The organism is Amycolatopsis sp. AA4 (genome assembly GCF_002796545.1).
In the GTDB taxonomy this organism is placed as follows: Bacteria; Actinomycetota; Actinomycetes; order Mycobacteriales; family Pseudonocardiaceae; genus Amycolatopsis.
On record NZ_CP024894.1, the window covers coordinates 2,195,937 to 2,220,729 of the forward strand.

The 24,793-nt window shown below is 69.0% G+C and carries 24 protein-coding genes; 13 read left to right on the forward strand and 11 right to left on the reverse strand.

What is annotated here, in order from left to right; genetic code table 11:
- Positions 1-12: 12 nt before the first annotated feature.
- On the reverse strand, positions 13-267 hold the full coding sequence (locus CU254_RS10475; protein ID WP_009075408.1) for a Smr/MutS family protein: 255 nt from the start codon (positions 265-267) through the stop codon (positions 13-15).
- A gap of 80 nt (positions 268-347) precedes the next feature.
- Here CU254_RS10475 and CU254_RS10480 point away from each other — a divergent pair, with 80 nt between their 5' ends.
- A complete protein-coding gene (locus CU254_RS10480) occupies positions 348-941 on the forward strand; it encodes a PadR family transcriptional regulator (RefSeq protein ID WP_199785862.1) in 594 nt (197 codons plus the stop codon).
- Complete coding sequence (locus tag CU254_RS10485) at positions 938-2,116, forward strand: NAD(P)/FAD-dependent oxidoreductase (RefSeq protein ID WP_037713220.1); 1,179 nt, start codon at positions 938-940, stop codon at positions 2,114-2,116. The genes CU254_RS10480 and CU254_RS10485 overlap by 4 nt, the downstream gene beginning before the upstream one ends.
- On the opposite strand, the gene CU254_RS10490 is transcribed toward CU254_RS10485, so the two are convergent.
- From CU254_RS10490 to CU254_RS10505, 4 genes are all read right to left on the reverse strand, one after another.
- A complete protein-coding gene (locus CU254_RS10490; RefSeq protein WP_158688004.1) occupies positions 2,113-2,349 on the reverse strand; it encodes a hypothetical protein in 237 nt (78 codons plus the stop codon). The genes CU254_RS10485 and CU254_RS10490 overlap by 4 nt on opposite strands.
- Positions 2,331-3,380, reverse strand: a complete 1,050-nt coding sequence (locus tag CU254_RS10495) for an MBL fold metallo-hydrolase (protein ID WP_009075416.1) — start codon at positions 3,378-3,380, stop codon at positions 2,331-2,333. Before CU254_RS10495 ends, CU254_RS10490 begins: the two co-directional genes overlap by 19 nt.
- A 10-nt stretch (positions 3,381-3,390) precedes the next feature.
- Entirely contained in the window at positions 3,391-4,425 is a 1,035-nt protein-coding gene (locus tag CU254_RS10500) for an acyl-CoA desaturase (protein WP_009075420.1), read from the reverse strand.
- A gap of 208 nt (positions 4,426-4,633) precedes the next feature.
- Entirely contained in the window at positions 4,634-5,515 is an 882-nt protein-coding gene (locus tag CU254_RS10505; RefSeq protein ID WP_009075422.1) for an NAD(P)-dependent oxidoreductase, read from the reverse strand.
- A gap of 94 nt (positions 5,516-5,609) precedes the next feature.
- On the opposite strand from CU254_RS10505, the gene CU254_RS10510 reads away from it, so the two are divergent.
- Genes CU254_RS10510 through CU254_RS10525 form a run of 4 tightly spaced genes read left to right on the forward strand, consistent with a single transcriptional unit; the run spans position 5,610 to position 9,650 of the window.
- Positions 5,610-5,807 carry a hypothetical protein gene (locus CU254_RS10510; protein ID WP_037713222.1) on the forward strand — a complete coding sequence of 66 codons (198 nt, stop codon included), beginning with the start codon at positions 5,610-5,612 and terminating at the stop codon, positions 5,805-5,807.
- Positions 5,808-5,809: 2 nt separating this feature from the next.
- Complete coding sequence (locus CU254_RS10515) at positions 5,810-7,243, forward strand: sodium:solute symporter (protein ID WP_009075426.1); 1,434 nt, start codon at positions 5,810-5,812, stop codon at positions 7,241-7,243.
- Positions 7,240-8,442, forward strand: a complete 1,203-nt coding sequence (locus CU254_RS10520; protein ID WP_009075427.1) for an amidohydrolase family protein — start codon at positions 7,240-7,242, stop codon at positions 8,440-8,442. The genes CU254_RS10515 and CU254_RS10520 overlap by 4 nt, the downstream gene beginning before the upstream one ends.
- 41 nt (positions 8,443-8,483) lie before the next feature.
- Entirely contained in the window at positions 8,484-9,650 is a 1,167-nt protein-coding gene (locus CU254_RS10525) for a low temperature requirement protein A (RefSeq protein WP_234392864.1), read from the forward strand.
- 490 nt (positions 9,651-10,140) lie between these two features.
- On the opposite strand, the gene CU254_RS10530 is transcribed toward CU254_RS10525, so the two are convergent.
- Positions 10,141-10,956 carry an alpha/beta fold hydrolase gene (locus CU254_RS10530; protein ID WP_037716879.1) on the reverse strand — a complete coding sequence of 272 codons (816 nt, stop codon included), beginning with the start codon at positions 10,954-10,956 and terminating at the stop codon, positions 10,141-10,143.
- A gap of 82 nt (positions 10,957-11,038) precedes the next feature.
- Here CU254_RS10530 and CU254_RS10535 point away from each other — a divergent pair, with 82 nt between their 5' ends.
- Positions 11,039-11,521, forward strand: a complete 483-nt coding sequence (locus CU254_RS10535) for a pyridoxamine 5'-phosphate oxidase family protein (protein ID WP_009075435.1) — start codon at positions 11,039-11,041, stop codon at positions 11,519-11,521.
- 302 nt (positions 11,522-11,823) lie between these two features.
- Positions 11,824-12,201: a VOC family protein gene (locus tag CU254_RS10540; protein WP_037713226.1), complete on the forward strand. Its 378-nt coding sequence runs from the start codon at positions 11,824-11,826 to the stop codon at positions 12,199-12,201.
- A gap of 355 nt (positions 12,202-12,556) precedes the next feature.
- Here CU254_RS10540 and CU254_RS10545 read toward each other — a convergent pair whose 3' ends face one another.
- On the reverse strand, positions 12,557-13,687 hold the full coding sequence (locus CU254_RS10545; RefSeq protein ID WP_037713228.1) for a steroid 3-ketoacyl-CoA thiolase: 1,131 nt from the start codon (positions 13,685-13,687) through the stop codon (positions 12,557-12,559).
- Positions 13,688-13,942: 255 nt separating this feature from the next.
- On the opposite strand from CU254_RS10545, the gene CU254_RS10550 reads away from it, so the two are divergent.
- The 3 genes from CU254_RS10550 to CU254_RS10560 all read left to right on the forward strand — a co-directional run bounded on the left by CU254_RS10550 (position 13,943) and on the right by CU254_RS10560 (position 17,099).
- Positions 13,943-15,169: a cytochrome P450 gene (locus CU254_RS10550; protein ID WP_009075441.1), complete on the forward strand. Its 1,227-nt coding sequence runs from the start codon at positions 13,943-13,945 to the stop codon at positions 15,167-15,169.
- Between the two features lie 66 nt (positions 15,170-15,235).
- The gene (locus CU254_RS10555; protein WP_009075442.1) at positions 15,236-16,021 is read left to right on the forward strand and encodes a transglutaminase family protein; all 786 of its coding nucleotides are present in this window, start codon (positions 15,236-15,238) and stop codon (positions 16,019-16,021) included.
- Between the two features lie 43 nt (positions 16,022-16,064).
- The gene (locus CU254_RS10560) at positions 16,065-17,099 is read left to right on the forward strand and encodes a YhjD/YihY/BrkB family envelope integrity protein (protein WP_009075444.1); all 1,035 of its coding nucleotides are present in this window, start codon (positions 16,065-16,067) and stop codon (positions 17,097-17,099) included.
- A gap of 32 nt (positions 17,100-17,131) precedes the next feature.
- Here the strand turns inward: CU254_RS10560 and CU254_RS10565 are convergent, their stop codons facing one another.
- Genes CU254_RS10565 through CU254_RS10575 form a run of 3 tightly spaced genes read right to left on the reverse strand, consistent with a single transcriptional unit; the run spans position 17,132 to position 20,334 of the window.
- Positions 17,132-18,295, reverse strand: a complete 1,164-nt coding sequence (locus CU254_RS10565; RefSeq protein ID WP_009075446.1) for a thiolase domain-containing protein — start codon at positions 18,293-18,295, stop codon at positions 17,132-17,134.
- A complete protein-coding gene (locus CU254_RS10570; RefSeq protein WP_009075448.1) occupies positions 18,292-19,344 on the reverse strand; it encodes a thiolase domain-containing protein in 1,053 nt (350 codons plus the stop codon). The genes CU254_RS10565 and CU254_RS10570 overlap by 4 nt, the downstream gene beginning before the upstream one ends.
- A 6-nt stretch (positions 19,345-19,350) precedes the next feature.
- Positions 19,351-20,334, reverse strand: a complete 984-nt coding sequence (locus tag CU254_RS10575; RefSeq protein WP_009075449.1) for a Zn-ribbon domain-containing OB-fold protein — start codon at positions 20,332-20,334, stop codon at positions 19,351-19,353.
- A 79-nt stretch (positions 20,335-20,413) separates the two neighbouring features.
- Here CU254_RS10575 and CU254_RS10580 point away from each other — a divergent pair, with 79 nt between their 5' ends.
- Positions 20,414-21,943: an acyl-CoA synthetase gene (locus CU254_RS10580; RefSeq protein ID WP_037713231.1), complete on the forward strand. Its 1,530-nt coding sequence runs from the start codon at positions 20,414-20,416 to the stop codon at positions 21,941-21,943.
- Positions 21,944-22,341: 398 nt separating this feature from the next.
- Here CU254_RS10580 and CU254_RS10585 read toward each other — a convergent pair whose 3' ends face one another.
- On the reverse strand, positions 22,342-23,130 hold the full coding sequence (locus CU254_RS10585) for a crotonase/enoyl-CoA hydratase family protein (RefSeq protein WP_009075453.1): 789 nt from the start codon (positions 23,128-23,130) through the stop codon (positions 22,342-22,344).
- A gap of 65 nt (positions 23,131-23,195) precedes the next feature.
- Between CU254_RS10585 and CU254_RS10590 the strand changes: the two genes are divergently transcribed.
- On the forward strand, positions 23,196-24,791 hold the full coding sequence (locus CU254_RS10590) for an acyl-CoA synthetase (protein ID WP_199785864.1): 1,596 nt from the start codon (positions 23,196-23,198) through the stop codon (positions 24,789-24,791).
- The last annotated feature ends 2 nt before the right edge of the window (positions 24,792-24,793 follow it).

The window sequence follows — 24,793 nt, forward strand, 5'->3', positions numbered from 1 at the left end:
CGGGTGCTCGCGCTACTTCCAGCGGAAGTGCACGAACACCCGCCCGAAGTTGTCCTTGTCCTTCTCGACGCGGTGGTAGAGCGCCTTCACGTCCTTGCGCTCCAGGAACCGCAGCACGTGCTTCTTCAGCTGCCCGGACCCCTTGCCCGGGATGATCTCTACGAGCGGCGCCTTCTTCGCGACCGCCTCGTCGATGACCGCGCGCAGCGCCCGGTCGATCTCCCCGCCGCGGTTGTAGATGTCGTGAAGATCGAGCTTGAGCTTCATAGGTCCTTCCTACCCCACGAACTGATAGTCGACATCAACTACTCCTCCGCGTATAGTCGATCCTGACTAAGGGAGCAGTGGTGAAACGACGCGTGGTGGGGAATCCGCTCGGGCTGGCCGTGCTGGCGGGCTTGCTCGAGGAGCCGATGCATCCGTACGAGATGGCCCGGCGGTTCGTGGACTACGGCAAGGAGCGGGACTTCAAGTACACCCGCAGCTCGCTGTACATGGTGGTCGGGCAGCTGGAGAAGGCCGGGTTCATCGCGGCGCAGGAGACGCTGCGCGATTCGGCGCGCCCGGAGCGGACGGTCTACGCCATCACGCCCACCGGGCGGCTCGAGCTGTTCGACTGGATGCGCGAGCTCGTCGCCGAACCGGCCACCGAGTACCCGCTGTTCGGGGCGGCGCTGTCGTTGTTCGTGGTGCTGCCCGCGGACGAGGTGCACGAGCTGCTCCAGCAGCGGCTCGTCGCGCTCGCGGCGATCGCCGACGACATCCGCGCGACGCTCGACGCCGGGCGGGAGCAGGGGCTCGCCTGGTGGTTCCTGGTCGAGGAGGACTACCGGCTCACGAAGGTCGAGGCGGAGCGCGGCTTCGTCGAACGGCTCGCCGAGTCGGTCGCCGGGGAGGACTACCGGCAGGCGTGGGAAACCTACTTCAAGGGGAAATCATGAACGTAGCAGTGATCGGCGGCGGCATCGCCGGGGCGACGACCGCGATGGCGTTGCAGCGGGCGGGAATCGAAGCCGCCGTGTACGAGGCTTATCCGAAGGCGGCGGACGGAGTGGGCAGCGCGTTGACGCTGTCTCCCAACGGCCGCAACGCTTTGCGCCAGATCGACGCCGACGACGCGGTGGCCGCGGTCGGCATCGAGGTGCCGGGAATGGTGATGCAGAACCACAAAGGACGCGTGGTCGGCAGATTCGACGGACTGCCGGACCTGCCGTCGAGCCTGCTGCTGCGCCGCGACCGGCTGTACCGCGCGCTGATGGACGAAGCGCTGCGCCGGGGGATCACGGTCGAATTCGGCAAGCGGCTGAAGTCCATTGAGGACAAGCCGGACCAGGTGCTCGCGCACTTCGCGGACGGTTCCTCGGTTTCGGCGGACGTGCTGATCGGCGCGGACGGCATCCGGTCGGCGGTCCGGTCCACTTTGGACCCGGCAGCGCCCGCTCCGCGCTACACCGGACTGCTCGGCCTCGGCGGCTGGATCCGCAACCCGGGACTGCCGACGACCGGCAACTATCAGCATTTCGCCTTCGGCAAGCGCGCGTTCTTCGGGTATTTCGTCGACGCGGACGAGATTCTCTGGTTCAGCAACGTTCCCGCCGCCGATCCGGCTGAGGCGAAGTCCGCGTCGCCGGAGCACTGGCTTTCGGTGCTGCGGGAACGGCACGCGGACGACATTCCGGCGCGTGACATCATCGCCCTGCTGAAGCCGGAAGACGTCGGCCAGCCGGGGATCCTGGAGGACATCCCGACGGTGCGGACGTGGCACCGCGGCCGGGTCGTCCTGGTCGGCGACGCCGCGCATCCGACGTCGCCGAGTTCCGGACAGGGCGCTTCGCAGGCGGTCGAGAGTTCCCTCGAACTCGCTCGCGCGCTGCGGGACGCTCCGGACGTGGCAACGGCTTTCGCCCAGTACGAAGCGGCCCGGCGGGAACGCGTCGAACGGATCATCGCACGGGCGGCGAAGATCAACAACGACAAGGCCGCGGGGCCGGTCGCGCGGATCGTGCGCGACTTGCTGATGCCCGTGATGATGAAGACGGTGATGAGCCCGGAGAAGATGTTCGGGGACCTGCATCGGCACCGGATCGAGTTCGGGTCCTCGCTCGCTTCGGCCTAGCGGAGGCGGGCGAGCGCGGACCGGCGGACGAGGGCCGTGCGGCCGAGCAATCCCAGCACGGTCAATGCATCCGGGGGACCACCAGTCCGGATCACGCGGAGCTGAGTCCGTTCGGAGGCCCGCAGCAGGTCGTCGGCGCGCCAGTCGGGGCCGTGCGTGACGGCGTCGATCAGCGCGGCGGGGTCCGGGCGCGGACGGACGGGGGAACCGCCCGTCAGCCCAGGGTCTGCCACCACCCGTCCACGGGAGGCGGGGCGGAGGCGTCGATCCGCTGTCCGGGTTTCGGGATCGCGAGCGGGAGGTCGTTGGCCTTCGCCTCCCGCCACACCCGGTCCGCCGGGTCCGACCAGGTGTGCATGGCCAGCGTGAACGTCGCCCAGTGCACCGGGACCAGCAGCCCGCCGCGCACGTCCAGATGCGCGGCGACGCCTTCCTCCGGCGTCATGTGGATGTCCGGCCAGTTCGGGGCGTACGCGCCGACCTGGATGAGCGTCGCGTCGAACGGACCGTACTTCGCGCCGATCTCGGCGAAACCGGCGAAGTACCCGGTGTCGCCGCTGTAGTAGACGCGATGCTCCGGCCCGGCGAGCACCCACGACGCCCACAGCGTGCTGTCGTTCGCGAGGCCGCGGCCGGAGAAATGCTGCGCGGGCGTGGCGACGAACCGGATCCCGGCCACGACGGCGTCCTCGTGCCAGTCGAGTTCGATGATCCGCGCGGCCGGGACGTGCCACCGTTCAAGGTGCGCGCCGACGCCGAGCGGGACGAGAAACGGCGCGTCGGTCAGCGCGATCAAGGCTTGGACGGTGGGCAGGTCCAGGTGGTCGTAGTGGTCGTGGGAGATCACGATCGCGTCCAGCCTGCCCAGCTCGCGCAGGGAAACCGGGGGCGCGTGCAGCCGTCGCGGACCGGCGAACGTCGTCGGCGAAACCCGCTCGCCCCACACCGGATCGCACAGCACCCGGGCGCCGTCGATCTCCACCAGGGTGGACGCATGTCCGTACCAGGTAAGGAAAAGCCCGTCCGCTGCGGTGGCGGCCGGCGCGGAAACCAGCGGGACCGCCCCGCCCGGACGGCGGCGGGCGCGGTCCTCGCCGAACAAGAACTCGCGCACGAGGGCACCGGGGGAGGCGGGCGTCGCGCGAGTGGCGGCGGCGTTGTGGAACACGCCGTCGGCGTACTGCGGGGACTGGCGCATCCGTTCCGCACGAGCTCCGGCGGCCTTCGCGCCGAAGGCCGCCGGAGTGACTGCCCGGAAGCTCATGCCACCGAGTTTACGAAGCGTTCCTGAGAGGGGCCCCAGCTTCGTGCAGGTGCCGAAGCGTCTGCCGGTACGAGGAGACCAAGCCGGTGCGCACGTAGGGGATGCCGATCTCGGCGCAGTACGCCTCCACCATCGGCTGGGCGCGGCGCAGGTGCACCGACGGCATGCTCGGGAACAGGTGGTGCTCGATCTGGTGGTTGAGGCCGCCGAGCAGGACGTCGATCACCGGTCCGCCCGCGACGTTCCGGGAGGTGAGCACCTGCTTGCGGAGGAAGTCCAGCTCCGGGCGGCCGGTCAGCGTCGGCATGCCCTTGTGGTTCGGCGCGAAGATCGAACCCATGTAGACGCCCCACAGCCCCTGGTGGACCGCGAAAAACAGCAGTGCGAGACCGGGCGGGAGGACGATGAACAGCGCGGCGAGGTAGACCGCCAGGTGGGTGACCAGCAGCGCCGCTTCGAGCCCGCGGCGGCGCAGGCCGGGGCGCGCGACGGCGCGGATGCCGGACCAGTGCAGGTTGAGACCTTCGAGGGTGAGCAGCGGGAAGAACAGCAGCGCCTGGTGCCGTCCGACGAACCGGGGCAGGCCGCGCGCCTCGCGGGCCTGGCGCTGGGACCAGACGAGGATGTCCGGGTCGACGTCCGGGTCCAGCTCCTCGTGGTTCGGGTTGGCGTGGTGGCGGGTGTGCTTGTCCATCCACCACCCGTAGCTCATCCCGATGCCGAGGTTGCCGGCCAGCCGCCCGGCGATCTCCGCGGGACGGCGCGTCCGGAACACCTGCCGGTGCGCCAGATCGTGCGAAAGCAGGGCGATCTGCCCGAACATGAACGCCTGGAACGCGGCCACGGCCAGCTGCCACCACGAGTCGCCGAGCAGCGCGAACGCGACCCAGCCTCCCGCGAACAGCACGGTCACGAGCGAGATTCGAGCGGTGTAGTAGCCGGGGCGCCGGTCGAGCAGACCGGCGTCGGTGATCCGGCGGCAGAGCCGGGCGAAGTCGCTTCCCGGCCGTGGGGGCGAGGGGAGGACGAGCTTTTCGGTGGTCACCCGGGCGAGTATTGCGGCGCGGCGCCCCGACGGGAAACCTGCAGACCCGACGGATCGTCCTGGGGTTGCCCCCACCATGCCTCCTGTGCATGCCCGAAGGGGTGCTGCTCAAGCGGGCGATGGGGCTCCCGCGATGGCACCCGCGCGGGTTCCCGGGACGACCGGGTTACTCCGGGTGCCGGGGAAATTTCCTTCGTTCGGCGGCTCCTCAGGACGGCTCGCCGCCGGAGCGCCGCCGGGTCACCTCGGCGATGCTCGCCCAGTCGAGGTCCGCGCCGATCTGCTCGACCGCGGTGGAGAATACGTCCCGCAGAACCGGCCCGGTGGGCAGTTCGACGCCGAGCTCGCCGGCGGTGCACAACGCGAGCTTCAGATCCTTCAGCCCCAGCGCTGCGGTGAATCCCGGCGGCGTGTAGGCGCTGGCGGCGATGGCGTCTCCGTAGCCGCGGTAAACCGCGCCGGGGAAGACGGAATCGTTGATCAGGTCGACGAACTGCCCGGCGTCCAATCCGGCGTGCTGCAGCATCGTGATCGACTCGGACAGCGCCTGCAACGCGTGGATGATCAGGTAGTTCACCGAGATCTTCGCCGTCGGCGCGGCGTCGGCCGCGTCGCCGAACTCCCAGACCCGCCGTCCGAGCGCGGCGAGCATCGGCGCGATTTCGGCACGGACGTCCGCGTCGCCGGACACCAGCAGGGTCAGCTTTCCGGCCACCACCGCCTCCGGGCGGCCGACCACCGGCGCACTGAGGTACCGCCCGCCCTGCGCGGCGAACTCGCGGGCCGCCTCCGGGCTGATCGTCGCGTGATTGACGTGAATAAAGCCCTCCGGCGCGGACCGGAGCCGCTCGGCGGTGAACACCTGCCGCACCGCGTTTTCGTCGCTCAGCATGGAAAAGACGGTCCCAGCGGCGATCGCGTCCTCCGGAGTTTCGCCGACGGTCGCGCCTCGTGCCGCCAAGCCGTCCGCCTTGCCCGCGCTGCGGGTCCACACGGTGACGTCGTACCCCGCGTCGACGAGGCGACCGGCCATCGCCGTGCCCATCCTCCCGAGCCCGACGAAGCCCACCCGGCGCGCTGATTCGGCCATGTTCATCCTTCCTCGACCCGTCCCCGGTGAACCCCGAGGTCGGGGGGTATCAAACCAACCTGCCGAGCGACACGTCTTCTGGCAACGTGTGCCCATGCGCAGCTACTACCTCCCCCCGATCGTCCCCGTAGTCGCTCTCGTCCTCATGCCGTTCCTGCCCTTCGTCAACTCCTCCGGCCTGTGGCTGGGCCTGCCGAAGATGATGGTCTGGGGCGCCTTCTGGTGTCTGATGTTCACCCCGGCCCTGCTGCTGTCCGAACGGCTCCTGTCCCGCAGCGGCGAGGAGGATTGACGATGATCCTCGCCTTCACTCTCGCCGGCATCCTGCTCATCGGCGTGCTCGGCTTCGTCGGCCGCCGCCGTCCCGCCGCGGACCTCGCGGAATGGACCGTCGGCGGCCGGAAGTTCGGCGCGCTGACCATGTGGTTCCTGCAGGCCGGCGAGGTCTTCACGACCTTCACCTTCCTCGGCATGGCCGGGCTGGCGTTCTCCGGCGGCGTCGCGGCGATGTACGCGCTGCCGTACGTCCCGATCGCCTACGTGGTCCTGTTCTTCCTCGCCAAGCGGATCTGGCGGATGGGCAAGGAACGCGGCTACCTGACCCAGGGCGATTTCCTCGAGGACCGGTACTCGAGCCGCGCGCTCGGCACGGTGTCGGCCATCCTCGGCGTCGTGTTCGTGCTGCCGTACCTGCAGCTGCAGATCACCGGGCTCGGGCTGATCGTCCGGCTCGTGACCGGCGACCACGCGTCCGGCACGCTCAGCATGATCGCGGGCAGCGTGCTGGTGGTCGCGTTCGTGCTGTGGGCCGGGCTGCGCGGCGTCGCGGCGACTTCGTATTTCAAGGACGCGATCATGCTCGTCGTCCTGGTGGTGCTGATCATCGCGGTGCCCGCGCATTTCGCCGGCGGCGTGTCCGGGGTGTTCCACAAGATCGACCAGCTGCATCCGGAGAAGCTGTTCGTGCACGCCGGGTCCAACGACCACACGTGGTTCATCACGAGCATGCTGGTCAGCGCGATCGGCGTCGGCCTGATGACGCTGCCGCACACCTGGCCCGCGCTGATGTCCGCGCGCGACCCGAAGGTGCTGCGCCGCAATTACACCTGGATGCCGGTGTACGAGCTGTGCCTGCTGCTGCCGATGATCATCGGGTTCGCCGCGATCCTGGTGGTGCCCAAAGGAAGCGACCCGAACGGCGTCCTGCTGACGCTGAGCAAGGACGCGCTGCCGGGCTGGGTCACCGGCCTCGTGGTCGTCGCCGCGACGGCCACCGCGATGGTGCCCGCGGCGGGCATCCTGATCGGCATTTCCTCTTTGGTGGCACGGAACATCACCCGGGTGCGCAGCGAGCGCAAGCAGTTCTGGATCAACCACGGGACGGTCGTGCTGGCCAGCGCGCTGGCCCTGGTGCTCGGCATCTTCCGGCCGGACCTGCTGGCGAACCTGCTGCTGCTCACGTACTCCGGATCGGTGCAGCTGGCCCCGGCGAACCTGCTGGGCTTCCTGAAGAAGGTCCCGGTCGGCAAGGCCCCGGTGTTCGCCGGGCTGCTCGCGGGCGAGGTCGTGGTGATCTGGCTGACCTTCGTGGACCCGAAACTCGTCGGCACGGTCAACGTCGGGCTGGTCGGGCTTGCCGTTAACGTGGTCGTGCTCGCGATCGCGGCAGCCATCGAACGGGCCGTGACCCGGTCCGGAGACGTTGTGCAGACAGGAGAACCGGTATGACGCGGACCCTTTTCACCGGCGGCACGGTGTTCGACGGGGCGGGCAGCGCGCCCGCGCCGGCGGACGTCGCGGTCGAGGACGGCCGGATCGTCGAGGTCGGCACGGGCCTCGACGGCGACCGCGCGGTGGACTGCGCCGGAGCGACGCTGCTGCCCGGGATGTTCGACTGCCACGTGCACGTCACGGTGTCCGACCTCGGGTTGCTGCAGCGGGTGCAGAAGCCGTTCTCGTACCAGTTCTACGAGGCCGCCCGGAACCTGTGGACGACGCTGAAGCTCGGCATCACCACGGTCCGCGACGCCGCCGGGGCCGATCTCGGCATCAAGCAGGCGGTCGCGGACGGCCTGATTCCCGGTCCCCGCTTGGAAATCGCGATCGGCCTGATCAGCCCGACCGGCGGGCACGGCGACGGATGGATGCCGTCCGGGCACTGCGTTCCGCTGTCGCTCCCGCACCCCGGCCGCCCGAGCGCGCTGGCCGACGGACCGGACGAGATGCGCCGAGTCGCACGGACGCTGTTGCGCGCCGGGGCCGACGTGCTGAAGGTCTGCACGACCGGTGGCGTGCTGTCTCCTCGGGACGATCCGCGGCATTCGCAGTTCACGCCGGAGGAATTGGACGTCCTGGTCGCCGAAGCGACCATGCAGGGCCGCGCGGTGATGGCCCACGCCCAGGGCGCGGAGGGGGTCAAGAACGCCGTCCGCGCCGGGATCCGGTCGATCGAACACGGCATCTACCTCGACGACGAAGCGATCGAACTGATGCTCGCGCACGGCACCTGGCTCGTCCCGACGCTGGTGGCCCCGGTGAACGTCATCCGCGCGGCCGCCGCCGGTGCCGCCCTGCCGGACGCGGTGGTGCAGAAGGCGAAAGAGGTCGCGGAGGTCCACCTCGATTCGGTGCGCCGGGCCGCCGAAGCCGGGGTCCGGATCGCGATGGGCACCGACAGCGGCGTCGGCCCGCACGGGACGAACCTCGAAGAGCTGGAACTGATGCGCTCGGCCGGGATGAGCCCCGCGGACGTGCTGGTCGCCGCCACGTCGTCGGCCGCTCGGCTGCTGGGCAAGGACGCCGAACTGGGCCGGCTGGCTCCCGGATATCGCGCGGATCTCGTGGTCGTTTCGGGCGATGTGTACGATTTCCCGGCTCTGGCGGGGAACGTTCGGGAAGTGTGGCAGGACGGAGCGCGCGCGGTTTAGGCCGGTAGCTTCATGATCACGGCATACTGTCCGCCGTGATCATGAAAACCGGGGAACGCCACGCGTCCTGGCTCGAACTTTTCTTCGACCTGGTGGCGGTCGCCGGCGTCGCCCAGCTTTCGCACCTCGTGCGCGGAACGACTTCCTGGAGCGACGCCGGCCTCTACGTCGTGTGCTTCCTCGCGTTCTGGACCGCGTGGATGTGCTTCACCGTGTACGGCAACGTCACCGGCGAAGCGGCCCGCACGATGCCGGTGCTGCTGGCGATGGCCGGACTGGTTTTCATGGCCGGTTCGGTGCACGACCTCGGCGAGCACGCGCAGGGCTTCGCCATCTCGTATGTGGCCGTGCGCGCGCTTGCGAGCCGGGTGTGGGAAGGCCGCGAAAGCACGCGGATCATCGTCGAATGGCCCGTGGTGCACGCCGGGATGGGCGTGGTGCCGTGGGTTGTTTCGTTGTGGGTCGACGCGCCGTGGAAGTACGCGCTGTGGGCGCTCGGGCTGGGGATCGACCTGGTGGCCGGGCTGACCATGTCGGGGGAGCAGGTGGCGGAACGGGTCGCGGAACGGGTCTCCCAGTCCAAGCGATCCGCTCCGGGGCTGGCTTTCGCGCATCTGGACATCGCGCATTTCGGCGAGCGCTTGGGACTTTTCACGATCATCGTGCTCGGCGAGGGCGTCCTGACGGTCACCGACGCGATGACCGAGATCCCGGACTGGGAGTGGCCGCTGCTCTCGACCGTGCTCGGGGTTTTGGCGCTGCTGGCGGCTTTGTGGGGAGCGGCGCTGTACCAGGGGTTCGGCGGGATCCCGTATTTGTCGCAGACCGCTTGGGGGCCGCGCGTTCTGCTGCCGGTGCACTGCCTGGTGGCCGGTCTGCTGGCGGCTTTGGCGGCGGGTTTCGGGGATGCCGTGGAGTCTGTCGCGCATGGGCATGTCGCCGCGGGGACGCGATGGTTGCTGTGCGGATGCGTCGCGGCGTTCACAATGGTGGGCGTGGTCGCACGGGCGGCTTCCGGGATGTGGCGGGGGTGGGATTTCGCCGCGGTGCTCGCCGGGGTGGGGATTCCGGCCGCGTTGGCCTTCCTCGGCGGGGCGCTGACTCCGCCGCGGTTTTTGTGGGTGTTGCTGCTGGCCGTGCTGCCGGGGTTGGTGCGGGAGTTTCCTTGGCGTCGGCGGGGTGCTGCTGCGGGCGCGGAAGGTCCGTGAAGGGCTCCTTGAGGGACCTCACGTCCGTGAAGGAGCCCCTCACGGACAGCCCCGATCCGGGCCGGGCACCCTGACGGTGTCGGCGAGGGGGACCCTGACGGACTCAGCGTCGATGAAGGTGCCCTTCGCGGCTTTCGGTGTGGGTGAAGGGACCCTTCGCGGCTTCGGCGTGTGTGAGGGTGCCCTTCGCTGCTTTCGGTGTGCGTGAGGGTGTCCCTCGCTGCTTTCGGCGTGGGTGAAGGGACCCTTCGCGGCTTCGGCGTGCGCGAGAGTCCCCCTCGCTGCTTTCGGTGTGTGTGAGCGTGCCCTTCGCGGCTTTCGGCGTGGTCTCGCACGCGGAGCGTGCGTGAAGGGACCCTTCACGGCTTCGGCGTGCGTGAGGGTGCCCCTCGCTGCTTTCGGCGTGGGTGAAGGGACCCTTCACGGCTTCGGCGTGCGTGAGGGTGCCCCTCGCCGCCTTCGGCGCGCGTGAAGGTGCCCCTCACGACTCTCAGGCGTTGGCGAGAAGTTCCTTCAACGCCGCCGCGAACTTGGCCGGATTGCGTTGCGGCGCCAGGTGCGCACCCGGCGTCTCGGTGAACGGCAGCCCGAGTTCGAGCGCGAGGATTTTGGCGGGCTGGTAGTGGTACCAGCCGCGGCTGGCCTCCCCGGCGACCGGCACGATCTCGGTGTTCGTCCGGCGCAGCGCGCGCAAGTCCGGCAGGTAGTCGAAGAACTCGGTCAGCTCGCGGTCGAACAGCCGGAGCCAGTCGGCCTCGTTCGGCAGCCGCAGATGCGGCAGGTCGGGCAGGGCGGCGCCGGCGATCCCGTCCGCGAACCGCGTGACCGCCCCCATCAGATCACCCGAACGGGCCAACCGAACCTGCGCCGCGGCGGCCTCGAGAATGCCCGCGGCGTCCGGCATGAGCTGGATCGCGGGCGGCTCGTGCGCGACGAACGTGGCAACCCGATCCGGGTACCGCGCGACGAGATCCAGCCCGATCAACGCACCGGCACTGGTGCCGAACATCGAAACCGGCCCGGTGCCGCCGACGTGGTCGAGCACCGCGAGGGCGTCGTCCGCCTGCAGGGCCACCGGAACGGGCCCGGTCGTGGTGTCCGTGCTGGAAAAATGGCCGCGGCGATCGTAGGTGATCACGGTGAAATCCGTGCGCAAGAGCTTGACCAGCGCCCGGAACGAGTCCGCCGAACCGGTGCCGCCGGGGACCAGCAGCAGCCGCGGCCCCTCGCCGGTCGTGCGGACGGCCAGTTCCCCGCCCTCGACCGGACAGCGATGCTGGGCAGTCTCCGCATCTTCCGCGATCATGCCGAGAGTCAAGCACAACCCGGTTCACCCGATCGCTTCCGGGACGCCGGTTTTTGTCGGTGGCGGGTGCGAGACTCCGGGAATGACGAGTTGGGATGAGTTCAGTGCCGCCGCCCCGTCACTGGCCTCGCGCGTACGAGCCCGCTTCGCCGCCGCGGATTCGCACGTCTTGGCCACTTTGCGACGCGACGGCGCGCCACGAGTAAGCGGTTCGGAGATCGACTTCCGCGACGGCGAGGCGTACCTCGGGTCGATGCTCGGCGCGGTCAAGGCCCGCGATCTCCAACGCGACGACCGGTTCGCGCTCCACGCGTTCCCCGGCATCGAGGACGACTGCGACGCGAAAATCGCCGGCCACGCGGTGGAGATCACCGACCCGGCGGAGGTCGCGCGCGTCCAGGAGGGGCAGGAAAGCCACCTGTTCCGGCTGGATCTGCGAGAGGCCGTGGTGACGTGGGTGGAAGACAACACGCTGTGGATCGAATCGTGGCACCCCGGCAGCTGGGTGCGCTTCGCGAGACCGGACAACGGCCCCGCGGTGCGGACGGAACTGGAGGTGAGCTGACGGGGCTGCTTGGCGGATCCCGCTGAGATCCGGTGAGGGAGCGACGGCCGGGGAAGCATGTCGGGTTTGGGCGAGGCAGTGGGGCGCGCTCAGACGCGAGGATGCGCCGCGCCCGAGAAAGCGCAGCTGCTCGACTGACGCGACCCGGTCGCGGCGGCACCATCGTCGACCTTCTGAAGCGCGGACGCAGTAGACGGCGACCGCGCTGGTCTGCGGTGACGTCCGGCTGGGCTTCGCCGCCCGCAGCGACGGTCTTGCCGCGGGGGAGAAGCGTACAGCGCCAGAAACCCTAGTCTGGCCTGATGAAACTCACCTCCACCGTCCTAGACGCACCCGACCCCCGCACGCTGGCCGAGTTCTACCGGAAGCTGCTCGGATGGCCGATCGGCACTGACGAACCGGAGTGGGTCACGTTGCGCCCACCCGGCGGCGGGGCAGGGCTGTCGTTTCAGCTGGAAACCCAGTACGTGCCCCCGGTCTGGCCCGCGACCGTCGGGGAGCAGCAGATGCAACTGCACCTCGACTTCGAGGTCGACGGACGCACGGCGCTGCAAGCCGCAGTCACAAAGGCGGTCGCCGCGGGTGCGCGGGTGGCGGAGTTCCAGCCGCAACCCCACGTGCGCGTACTGCTGGACCCGGCAGGGCACCCGTTCTGCCTCTGGACTGACGACCGGCCCTAGTGACGCGCGAAGTTCCCTTGCCGCAACGACATTCGTGCCAGCGCGGCAAGAAACGGCCCGAACGCCGTCACACAGATCGGCGACCTCTCGGCCAACGGACACGCCGGTCCTGCGCCGGTGAACTCAGCTCCGCTGCAGAATTGTCGCGGTGGCGATCGCTCCGTCAGTGCACGTCGACACCAGCACTGTCGTCCCGCAGATCAGCGACCTCGGGCAACGGGCACGGTGGTGCTGCGCCGCTGAACTCAGATCCACTCGAAAACCGTCGCGGTGGCGATCGCCCCGCCTGCGCACGTCGAAAGCAGCACCGTCGTCCCGCACCTCGGACAACGGACACACCAGGCCCCCGGGGAACTCAGATCCGCTCCAGGATCGTCGCCGTAGCCATCGCCCCGCCAGCGCACATCGACACCAGCGCCGTCGTCGCGTCCCGCCGTTCCAGTTCGTGCAGCGCGGTCGTCAACAACCGCGCGCCGGTGCTCCCTACCGGATGTCCCAGCGCGATCGCCCCGCCGTTCACGTTCACCCGCGACTCGTCCGGATTGTGCATGCGCTGCCACGAAAGCACGACCGACGCGAAGGCCTCGTTCACCTCGAACAGGTCCACGTCCCCGATCTTCATCCCGGCCGCCTCCAAGACCCTCGTCGTGGCCTGGACCGGGCCGTCGAGGTGGTAGTACGGTTCCGCGCCGACGAGCGCTTGCCGCCGGATTCGGGCGCGGGGGCGAAGGCCCAGCGAGCGGGCCAGCGAGGCGTCCATGATCAGCACCGCCGCGGCGCCGTCGGAGATCTGGGACGACGAGCCCGCCGTGTGGATTCCGTCCGGCACCACGGGCTTCAACCGTGCCAGACCCTCCATTGTGGTCTCGCGCAAGCCCTGATCCCGGTCCACCACCCCGGCTTCCGTCGTGACCGGCACGATTTCCCGGGAGAAATGCCCGGCCGACCACGCGGCCGCGGCATTGGCCTGCGACCGCACGCCGAAAGCGTCGACGTCCTCGCGCGTGATGCCTCGCCGGATCGCGATCCGTTCCGCCGCACCGTATTGGTCCGGCATGTCGATCGACCACGAGTCCGGCTTGGGGGAGCCGACGCCCTCGCCGCGGTTCGCGCCCAGCGGCACCCGGCTCATCGCTTCCGCACCGCAGGCCACGCCGACGCTGATCGCGTCCGCCGCGATCAACCCGGCCACCAGATGCGCGGCCTGCTGCGCCGAACCGCATTGCGCGTCGATCGTCGTGGCTCCGGTCGATTCCGGCAGGCCCGCGTGCAGCCACGCGGTGCGGGTCAGGTTGCCGCACTGCTCGCCCGCCTGCGTGACCGCTCCGCCGATCACCTGCTCCACCTGAGCCGGATCGATGCCGGCCCGTTCGACCACCCCGCGCACCGCCGCGCCCAGCAGTTCGGCCGCGTGCAGGCCGGACAGCCAGCCGCCGCGCTTGCCGATCGGCGTGCGTGCCGCGGCCACGATCACCGGTTCGCCCACGAGTGTCCCCTTCCGAAGCTCCGTCCCCGGCAAAACTAGAACACGTTCCTATTAATGACAAGCGACCGCATGACAGCACGGAAGTCGATCACTGCGGGATGAGCAAGCGCTCACCTGCGCAAATTGGTTCTGGAACGGTAAAGTAAACAGGTTTCACTCAAGCGGGTTCCGTTGGTTAACACCGTATGCTCTACTGGGGTCATAGAACGCGTTGCAGTTGGGTATCACCGCCGATCCCGCGCAGGAGGCCAAGCCGTGGCAGCCCCCCTTTTGCCCGCCGGTTTCGACTTCACCGATCCGGACCTCTACGCCAGCCGGCTGCCCCTGGAGGAGTTCGCCGAACTCCGCCGCACGGCGCCCGTCTGGTGGAACCCGCAGCCGCACAACACCGCAGGCTTCGGCGACGACGGCTACTGGGTCGTCACGCGCCACGCCGACGTCAAGGCGGTCTCGCGCGACAGCGAGCTCTACTCGTCGAGGGAAAAGACCGCGATCATCCGGTTCGACGACCAGATGACGGCCGAGGGCCTCGACGCCAACCGGCTCGTCCTGCTGAACATGGACGCGCCGCAGCACACCAAGCTCCGCCGCATCGTGTCGAAGGGGTTCACCCCGCGCTCGATCGCGAAGCTCGAGGACACCCTGCGCGACCGCGCCGAGCGGATCGTGCACGAGGCCAAGAAGAAGGGCTCCGGCGACTTCGTCACCGACGTCGCGTGCGAGCTGCCGCTGCAGGCGATCGCCGAACTGATCGGCGTGCCGCAGGAGGACCGGCTCAAGATCTTCGACTGGTCCAACCAGATGATCGCCTACGACGACCCGGAATACGACCTCGAGCCGATCGCCGCGTCCGCGGAGCTCGTCGACTACGCCTGGAACATGGCCGAGGACCGCCGCCGCTGCCCGATGGACGACATCGTCACGAAGCTCGTCCAGGCCGACGTCGACGGCGAATCGCTCGGCTCCGACGAGTTCGGGTTCTTCGTGATCCTGCTGGCCGTCGCGGGCAACGAGACCACCCGCAACGCGATCACGCACGGCATGAAGGCGTTCCTCGACCACCCGGACCAGTGGGACATCTTCAAGGAGCAGCGCCCGAAGACCGCGCCGGACGAGATCGTCCGCTGGGCGACGCCGGTCGTCGCGTTCCAGCGCACCGCGACCCGCGACACCGAACTCGGCGGCGCGCGGATCCGCAAGGGCGACCGCGTCGGGATGTTCTACAGCTCGGCCAACTTCGACCCCGAAGTCTTCGACGAACCCGGCAAGTTCGACATCCTCCGCGAGGACAACCAGCACGTCGGCTTCGGCGGCACCGGTTCGCACTACTGCATCGGCGCGAACCTCGCCCGGCTGGAGATCGACCTGATCTTCAACGCGATCGCCGACGTGATGCCGGGCATCGCCAAGGTCTCCGCGCCCGAGCGGCTGCGTTCCAGCTGGCTCAACGGGATCAAGCACTACCAGGTCCGCTACGCCTGAGCAGGCGAAACGCCCGGGCGAACGGCTTGTCCGGCAAGGCGCGCGACGCACCGGCATGATGGCCCCGTGCGCACGACGGTAGACGTGGAATTCGGCGTCCGGGTGACGAAACCCGGCCTCGCCGCGATTTCGGTCGCCGCCGTGCGCGCGGACGCCGGCGAACTCGCCGTGTCCGACGCCGGTTCCGCGCGCACCGCCGAATTCGAACACGGCACTCGCGCGGAGGTGTACGACCTCGCCGAGGGAGAGCACCGCGTCACCTACCACGGCGAACGCGTGCTGCATCGCGGCAACGCCGAATCCGTCACGCTCGCCGACATCGCGCGGTACACGCGGCCCAGCCGGTACTGCCCGTCCGACCGGATGGGCGGTCTGCTGCCACCGGGCATCGGCGAGCTGACCGGCGCGCGGGCGCGAGTGCAGGCGATCGTCGACCACGTACACCGCAGGCTCGCGTACGTCGTCGGCTCCGGCGGCCCCACCCACGACGCCATCGACACGCTCCTCGCCGGCGAAGGCGTCTGTCGCGACTTCGCGCACGTATGCGTCGCGTTGTGCCGCCTCGTCGACGTACCCGCGCGCTACACGTCGGTGTATGCGCCGGGTCTGCAGCCGATGGACTTCCACGCGGTCTTCGAAGCAGGCATCGACGGCCGCTGGTACGTCTTCGACGCCACCCGGTTGGCCCCGCGCCAGACCATGCTCCGCATCGCCACCGGACGCGACGCCGCCGACACCCCGTTCCTCGCGACGCTGGGCTGCGAACTCGACTTCCTCGGCGCGACTGTCTTCGCCACGACCGACGAACCGCTGCCGCGTGACGACGGGCACGCCCCGGTCGTACTGGCCTGAATGCGTGTCTTTTGCGACAAAGAGCGCGTCCGCTGGGTAAACAGTGACGGTGAAGCGTTCCAGCAAGACCCCGGGGCCGAGCAAGTGGGCCCGCGCGCGTGCCCGGTACCGATGGCTGGACCACATCGCACGCGCCACCAACCGGTACATCGACTACGGCGGTTATCACTACGTCGCGTCGATTACCTACTTCAGCCTGCTGTCGCTGGTGCCGATCCTGATGGTGGCCTCGTCGGCGGCCGGCTTCGTGCTCGCGACGCAGCCGCACCTGCTCGACGCGCTGGTACGCGGCATTTCCGGCTCGCTGCCCGGCCCGATCGGCTCCCAGGTCTCGTCGCTCCTGACCGGGTTCGTCGAGCAGCGCACCGGGGTCGGGGTCGCCGGTCTGGTCGTCGGCCTGTACTCCGGCTGGAACTGGATGAACGCGCTGCGGGACGCGCTCACCGCGATGTACGGCCAGAACCGGTCCGAAGGCCCGCTGCTGCGCACGATCCTGATGGACGTGCTGGCGCTGCTCGGCCTCGCCGCGGCGCTGCTGGTGTCGTTCGGGATCTCGGTGTCCGGCACCGCGGTCGGCCGTTCGCTGCTGGGGCTGGTCGGCGTCGAGGACACGAGCTGGGGGCACAACCTGCTGTCGTTCGTCTCGGTGCCGCTGGCGCTGCTCGCCGACTGGCTGGTGTTCCTGTGGGTGCTCACCCGGCTGCCGCGGGAACGCGTCGGCTGGCGCAGCGCGATGCGCGGCGCGGTCGCCGCGGCGGTGGGCTTCGAACTGCTCAAACTGGCCGGCGGGTTCTACCTGAACTTGATCAGCAAATCGCCGTCCGGCGTGGCGTTCGGTTCGGTCATCGGTCTGCTGTTCTTCATCTCGCTGATCGCCCGGATGCTCATCTACATCACGGCCTGGACCGCGACCGCCCGCGACGCGCCGCGCAAGCCGATCCAGCCCCCGGCGGCGACGCAGCTGCGGCCGATCATCGCCCCCAAGCAGAACAGCGGCAAGGCGGCGCTGCTGGGGGCGGTGGTCGGGGCGTTGGGGACAGCGGTCGCGTTGAGAAGGGGGCGGCGGAGGGACTCGTGAGTGGTTAAGCCGGTTCTAACCGGCCGGAACACTCACGAGGGCTTTTCCGCCCCGACGACCCACATGCTGAAATACTGCGAGCCGCCGCCGTAAGCGTGGCCCATCGCGACCCGAGCCCCGTCCACCTGATAATCGCCCGCGCGGCCCATCACCTGCTTCGCCGCTTCGGAGAACCGCAGCATCCCGGACGCGCCAATGGGATTCGACGACAGCACGCCGCCCGACGGGTTCACCGGCAGCCGCCCGCCGATCGCCGTATCGCCGGCCTCGGTAATCTTCCAGCCCTCTCCCTCGGCGGCGAAGCCGAGGTTTTCCAGCCACATCGGCTCGAACCAGGAGAATGGCACGTAAATCTCCGCGACGTCCACTTCGGACAGTGGATCGGCGATGCCCGCGTCGCGCCACAACGCCGCTGCCGCGTCGCGACCGGCTTGCGGGCTGACCTGGTCGCGTCCGGCGAACGTCGTGGGCTCGGTCCGCATCGCGGTCGCGTGGATCCACGCCGCACCGCCCGGCACCGCGTCCCCGGCGGCTTCGTCGCCGAGCACCATCGCGCAGGCGCCGTCGGAGGACGGGCACGTTTCGTCGTACCGGATCGGGTCCCACAGCATCTGCGACGCCTGCACCGATTCGACCGTGATGTCGGCCTGCTGCAGATGCGCGTACGGATTCAACGCGCCGTTGCGCCGATCCTTCGCCGCCACAATCGCGCCGATGTGTTCCGGCGCGCCGGAACGGCGGATGTACGACCGGACGTGCGGCGCGAAGTACCCACCGGCTCCAGCGCCGACCGGCATCTGAAACGGCGGCAGAATCGACAGGCCCCACATCGCGTTCGATTCGGACTGCTTCTCGAACGCCACCGTCAGCACGCGCCGGTGCACGCCGGACTGGATCAGCGAAGCGGCGACCAACGCGGTCGACCCGCCGACCGAACCCGCGGTGTGCACGCGAATCAGCGGTTTCCCGTTCGCCCCCAACGCGTCCGAGAGGAACAGTTCGGGCATCATGACGCCCTCGAACAGGTCCGGCGCCTTGCCGATCACGACGGCCTCGATGTCGTCCCACCCGACCTGGGCGTCCGTCATCGCGCGGTCGATCGCCTCGCGGAGCAGACCGGCCATCGACACGTCAGTGCGCTTCGCGCGGTGGTGCGTCTGCCCGGTCCCGAGCACCGCGGCGAGCTGTTTCGTCATCGTGCCTCCAGCACGGCGAGGAGGTTCTGCTGCAGGGCAGGTCCGCTGGTCGCGTGGGCGAGCGTCTTGGCCGCTTCGCCGCGGTGGATGCGCGCGGCGGCCTCGCCGATCCGCGCGAGGCCGGCGGAGAACATCGGGTTCCCGGTGAGCGCGCCGCCGGACGGGTTGATCCGGACGCTGTCCCCGAACCCGAGTTCGCGGCGCAGGATGAGCTCCTGATGCGTGAACGGCGCGTGCAACTCGGCCAGTTCGACCCCGTCCAGATCCAGCCGGGCCGCGGCGGCGGCCGTCGAAGGAGAACGGGTGAGATCGCGCGCGCCGAGGACGGGGGAGTCGATGCGGTGCTCCAGTCCGGAGATGATCGCGGGCCGCTCCACGAGGTCGCGCGCGCGTTCCGCCGAGGCCAGGATGATCACCGACGCGCCATCCGTCACCGGTGCGATGTCGTGTGCGCGAAGGGGATCGGCGACATACGGGGTGTCGAGCAGGTCAGCGACGTCCACGGTTCCGGACAGCTGTGCGGCGGGGTTGTTCGCCGCGTCCGCCCGGGACCGGGCAGCCACTTCGGCCAAGTCCTTTTCGGACCACAACCCGCCTTCGAGACCCAATCGGGCCTGCAGTCCGGCGATCGCCAGCGAGTCCGGCCACAGTGGAGTGACGAGGTACGGGTCCAGCTGCATGGCCATGACTCGCCGGAGCTGTCCGGCGCTGGCTTTGCCGAAGCCGTACACAAGCGCGGTGTCGACCTCGCCGGTGCGGATCTTCAGCCACGCCTCATACAGCGCCCAGGCGGCGTCCATTTCCACATGGGACTCGTGGATCGGCGGGAACGCACCGAGCGCGTCCACCGCGGCGATGAACGAAAACGCGCGCCCGGCGAGGTAATCCGAGGATCCGGAGCACCAGAACCCGATGTCTTGTTTGGACAGTCCGGTCGCCGCGAAGGCCTCGGCGAGGATCGGCACGAGCATTTCCACGCCGTTGGTGGTGCCCTCGGTCTTGCGGACGTTGGGCGCCTGCGCGAAACCGGCTACGGCTACTTCAGGCATGGTTCCTCACAGGTGGTGGGCGAAGGTCTCGTACTCGGCGTCCGGCTCGCCGGTGGGCTCGAAGTGGCTGATGTTCTCCAGCGACGTCCACCATTCCTCGCGCGGCCGCCAGCTGGCGCGCACGCGCATGCCCATCCGGACCTCCTCGGCGGCGCAGCCGAGCACGAGGTGCAGGAACGCGATGTCGGCCCCGTCGAGCAGGATGTACGCCGCGACGTACGGCGGCTTGATGCGCTGGCCGAGGAACGGCACGTTGACGATGCAGAACGTCGTGACGATGCCCGTGTCGGGCAGTTCCACCTCGTCGGTGGTCGGCACGCCGTCGACCGGGCACGCGCCGCGCGGCGGGATGTAGACCTTGCCGCATTCGGGGCAGCGCTGGCCGAGCATCCGGCCCTCGGCGAGGCCGCGCAGGTACCGGCTTTCCTCCGGCGACGCGGAATGCTGGTATTTCAGGTGCACTGGCGTGATGATCACGCTGACCGGCGCGCCTTCTTCGCGTTCCGCCACCGGCGGGGGAGCCTCGGTGGGCGTGGTGTCCGGCGCGTCCGCGGGCAGGAAGTACGCGATGTCGCGGATGTGGCCGACCGTTTCGCCCGCCCACCGCACGCGCACGCGCTGTCCGATGTGGACGTTGTCCGGCGAGCCGGCGTCGAGCGCGTGCAGCAGGCTGGTGTCCGCGCCGTCGAGTTTCACCAGCACCCAGGCGAACGGACGCGACAGCGGCTGGCCGTCGAGCGGATCCGCGCACCAGGACCAGGAAACGACAGTGCCTTCTGTGCCGACCGGGACGAACTCGGTCAACGGGTCCGCGGTGGCGGGGTCGTACTCCACCGGGGGCACGTGCACGCGTCCGTCGCTGCCGCGCACGCCTTCGATCCGGCGTTCGCGCAACGCGTTGACGAACCGGCCGAGCACCGGGCCGGTCGAACGGGTGTAGTCGAAGCCGACGTTGAGCGGCGCCGACAGAGGGGCATCCGAAACCGTCACGGCTCCGAGTGAAACACGTTCTCGAATCCGAGGCAAGGAACCTGTTGTGTCTATGTGGAACGCGTTCTAGATTTGAGTGATGGACCTGGGACTGTGGACCATCGCCGCGGCCGAGCCCGCCCGGGTGGCGCTGGTGGATCCGGACGGGCGGGAAATCACGTACGGCGAACTGACCGCGAAAGCCAACCGGTACGCCTCCGGGCTGCGCGAACTGGGCCTCGGCGTCGGCGATTCGGTAGTGCTGCTGCTGCCGAACGGCGACGACCTGGTCGCCGCGTACTTCGCGGCGATCCAGACCGGCCTGTACGTGGTGGTGGTGAACTGGCATCTCGTCGGGCCGGAAGTCGCGTACATCCTCTCCGACAGCGGAGCGAAAGCTTTCCTGGCGCACGAACGGTTCGCGGACGTCGCGGTGGCCGCGGCCGATGAGGCTGGCTTGCCCGCTTCGGCGCGGTTCGCCGTGGGATCGGTGCCGGGCTTCCGTCTCGTCGAGGAACTGGGCGCGGGGCTGGGCGACGGGCGGCCGGACAACCGGACCGCGGGGTCGCCGATGCTCTACACCTCGGGCACGACGGGGCGGCCCAAGGGCGTCAAGCGGCCGCTGACCGGGGCGGATCCGGATCAGGTGCCTGCCGCTTCGACGTGGTTCTTCGGGGTGTTCGGGCTGCAGCCGTTCGACGATCACGTGCATTTGTGCGGGTCGCCGCTGTATCACACGGCGGTGCTGAATTTCGTGGCGATTTCGCTGCAGTTGGGGCATACCGCGGTGCTGATGGACCGGTGGGACGCCGAGGAAATGCTGCGGCTGATCGAGCGGCATCGGGTGACGCACAGCCATATGGTGCCGACGCAGTTCCGCCGCTTGCTTGCCCTGCCGGAGGAGGTGCGCACGAAATACGACCTGAGTTCGCTGCGCGTGATGATTCACGGGGCCGCGCCTTGTCCGATTGAGGTCAAGCGGCAGATGCTCGAGTGGTGGGGTCCCGTTGTCACCGAGTATTACGCGGCGACTGAGGGCGGCGGGACGGTGATTTCCGGCGAGGACTGGTTGCGGAAGCCGGGGTCTGTTGGATTGCCGTGGCCGGGGTCGACGATCCGGATCCTGGACGACGCCGGGAACGAAGTGCCTGTTGGCGAGACGGGTGCGGTGTACATGAAGATGGGGGACTCGAAGTTCGAGTATCACCGGGATCGCGCCAAGACCGAGAAGGCCCGGGTCGGGGATTTGTTCACGCTGGGTGACGTCGGGCATCTCGACGAGGACGGGTATTTGTTCCTGCACGACCGCAAGGCGGACATGATCATTTCCGGCGGGGTGAACATTTATCCGGCGGAGATCGAGGGCGAACTGGTGATGCATCCGAAGGTCGCCGATGTGGCCGTGTTCGGGGTGCCGCATGAGGACTGGGGGGAGGAGATCAAGGCGGTGGTGCAGCCTGCGGACGGGGTTGAAGGGTCTGCGGAGCTTACGGCTGAGCTGCTCGCGTATGCGGAGACTCGGTTGGCTCGGTTCAAGTTGCCGCGGTCGGTGGATTATCTGCCGGAGCTGCCTCGGGATCCGAATGGGAAGTTGTACAAGCGGAAGTTGCGGGAGCGGTACGTGTCGTGAGGGCGGGGCGGGGGCGCCGCTGCGGGGCTTGATTGTGGCTGCGGGGTCCCGGGACGGGGTGTGCCTGTGACTCGGCTGGGGTGCACCGACCACCTTGGCCGGGGGGTGCGTCGACGCCCTCGCTTGGGTGCGCCCGCGACTCCTCGCCTGGGTGGGCCTACGCCCCTCACCTTGGTGCGCCCACCACCCCTCAGCCTGATTGTGACTACGGCGCGGGGGTGCTTGTCAAGGCGGGAAAGATGCCTTGACAAGCACCCCCGCGCCGTGTTTTGGCTTCGTATCGGGGTTGTGGGGGCTGTGGGTGCTTGGATGGTGGCGCCGGGAGGGGGTGCGCTGAGGTTCGTGAGGGGAACCCTGAGGGACTCAGAGTCCCTCAGGGTTCCCCTCACGTACTTGGCTCAGTGGCCTTGGAAGTTCGGTTTGCGTTTTTCGGTGAAGGCTTTCGGGCCTTCTTTCGCGTCCGCCGAGGCGAAGACTTCGATGCCGTACTTGGCGTCCAGTTTGAAGGCGTCTTCCTCGTGCATGCCCTCGGTGTCGCGGATGGTCTTGAGGATCGCGCGTATCGCGAGCGGGCCGTTGTCGTTGATCAGTTCAGCGAGTTCCAGCGCACGAGCAAGCGCTTGACCGTCGGGGACGACGTGGCCCACCAGGCCGATGTCGCGTGCTTCCGCGGCGGTGATGTGCCTGCCGGTCAGGAGGAGGTCGGCGGCGACGGTGTACGGGATCTGCCTGGGCAGGCGCACGGCTGAGCCGCCCATCGGGAACAGGCCCCAGCGGGGTTCCGAGACGCCGAATTTCGCGCTCTCCGCGGCCACCCGGATGTCCGTTCCCTGCAGGATTTCCGTGCCGCCCGCGATGGCCGGGCCTTCGACGGCCGCGATCAGCGGTTTGGTGAGACGGCGGCCTTTCAGCAGGCCCTCGATGCGGCTCGGGTCGAAGGAACCGTTCGAGAAGGACTTGCCGGGGGCGTTGCGGGACATGGATTTCAGGTCCGCGCCCGCGCAGAACGCGCCGCCCGCGCCGGTGAGGACGCAGCTGCGCACCTGGTCGTCGGAATCCACCCGGTCCCAGGCCTCGACCATGATCGACAGCATTTCGCCGGTGAGGGCGTTGCGGGCTTCCGGGCGGTTCATCGTCACGACGAGCGTGCGGCCTTCGAGGCTGACGAGCGCGTGGGGTTCGGCCACCGGGGCCTCCTTCTCAGCTGGCCGGGGTCATTGCCCAGAACGATAACATGTTCTACTTTGGGTGCGTGGCACTCAACATCGCGGATCTACTCGAGCACGCCGTCGACGCCGTGCCGGAACGCGTCGCGGTCGTGTGCGGACAGCGCCAGGTCACCTTCGCGCAACTGGAGAAGCGCGCGAACCGGCTGGCGCACCACCTGGCCGCGCACGGCGTGGGACCCGGCTCCCACATCGGTGTCTATTCCCGGAACTCCATCGAGGCGCTGGAAGCCATGTTCGCCGCGTACAAACTGCGCGCGATCGCGGTGAACGTGAACTACCGCTACGTCCACGGAGAGCTCCGCTATCTGTTCACCAACGCCGACCTGGTGGCGCTGGTGCACGAGCGGCGCTACTCCGACCGGGTGGCGGCGGTGCTGCCGGAAACGCCAAAACTGAAACACGTTGTAGTCGTCGAGGACGGTTCGGACACGCCGTACGAGACGGGGGTCGAGTACGAAGCGGCGCTCGCGGGCGAGTCGGACGAACGCGACTTCGGCGAACGCAGCGCCGACGACCTGTACATCCTCTACACCGGCGGCACCACCGGTTACCCCAAAGGGGTGCTTTGGCGGCACGAGGACATCTGGCGCGCGCTGGGCGGCGGCATCAACTTCGTCACCGGCGAGTACGTGCCCGACGAATGGACGCTCAGCGAACAAGGAAAATCCGGTTCGCTCGTGCGGTTGCCGGCCGCGCCGCTGATCCACGGGGCGGCGCAGTGGGCCGCGTTCGGCGCGCTGTTCACCGGCAGCCCGGTGGTGTTCGTCCCGCAGTTCGACGCGCACGACGTGTGGCGTGCGGTGCAGGAACACAAGGTGCAGGTCCTGACGATCGTCGGCGACGCGATGGCGCGGCCGCTCGTGGACGCGTACCGCTCCGGCGACTATGACGCGTCGTCGCTGGTCGCGGTGTCGAGCCACGCGGCGCTGTTCTCGCATTCGGTGAAGCAGGAATTCCTGGAGATGCTGCCGAACGTCGTGATCACCGACGCGATCGGGTCGTCGGAGAGCGGGTTCACCGGAATCGGCATGGTGGGCAAGGATTCCGACCATTCCGCGGGACCTCGGGTGAACTTCGGCAAGGACGCCATCCTGCTGGACGACAACGGCGAAGTGGTCGAACCGAAACCCGGCGCGGTCGGGCTGATCGGCCGCCGCGGGCACGTTCCGCTCGGCTATTACGGCGATCCGGAGAAAACCCGCACCATTTTCACTGAAGTGGACGGCGTCCGTTACGTCGTGCCCGGCGACTACGCGCGCTACGAGGAAGACGGCACGGTCACGTTGCTGGGCCGCGGATCGCAGTGCGTGAACACCGGCGGCGAAAAGGTGTATCCGGAAGAAGTCGAGGGCGCGCTGAAATCGCATCCGGACGTTTTCGACGCACTGGTCATCGGCATCCCGGACGACCGGCTCGGCCAGCGGGTCGCCGCCGTCGTCCAGCCGCGGCCCGGAGTGAAACCGGATCTGGCCGCGCTGGAAGCGCACGTGCGGACCGAGGTCGCCGGATACAAGGTGCCGCGCACGGTGTGGCTGGCCGAGGAAATCGGCCGTTCGCCGAGCGGGAAGCCGGATTACCCGTGGGCTCAGCGGTACGCCGCCGAACACGAACCCGCCTAGGA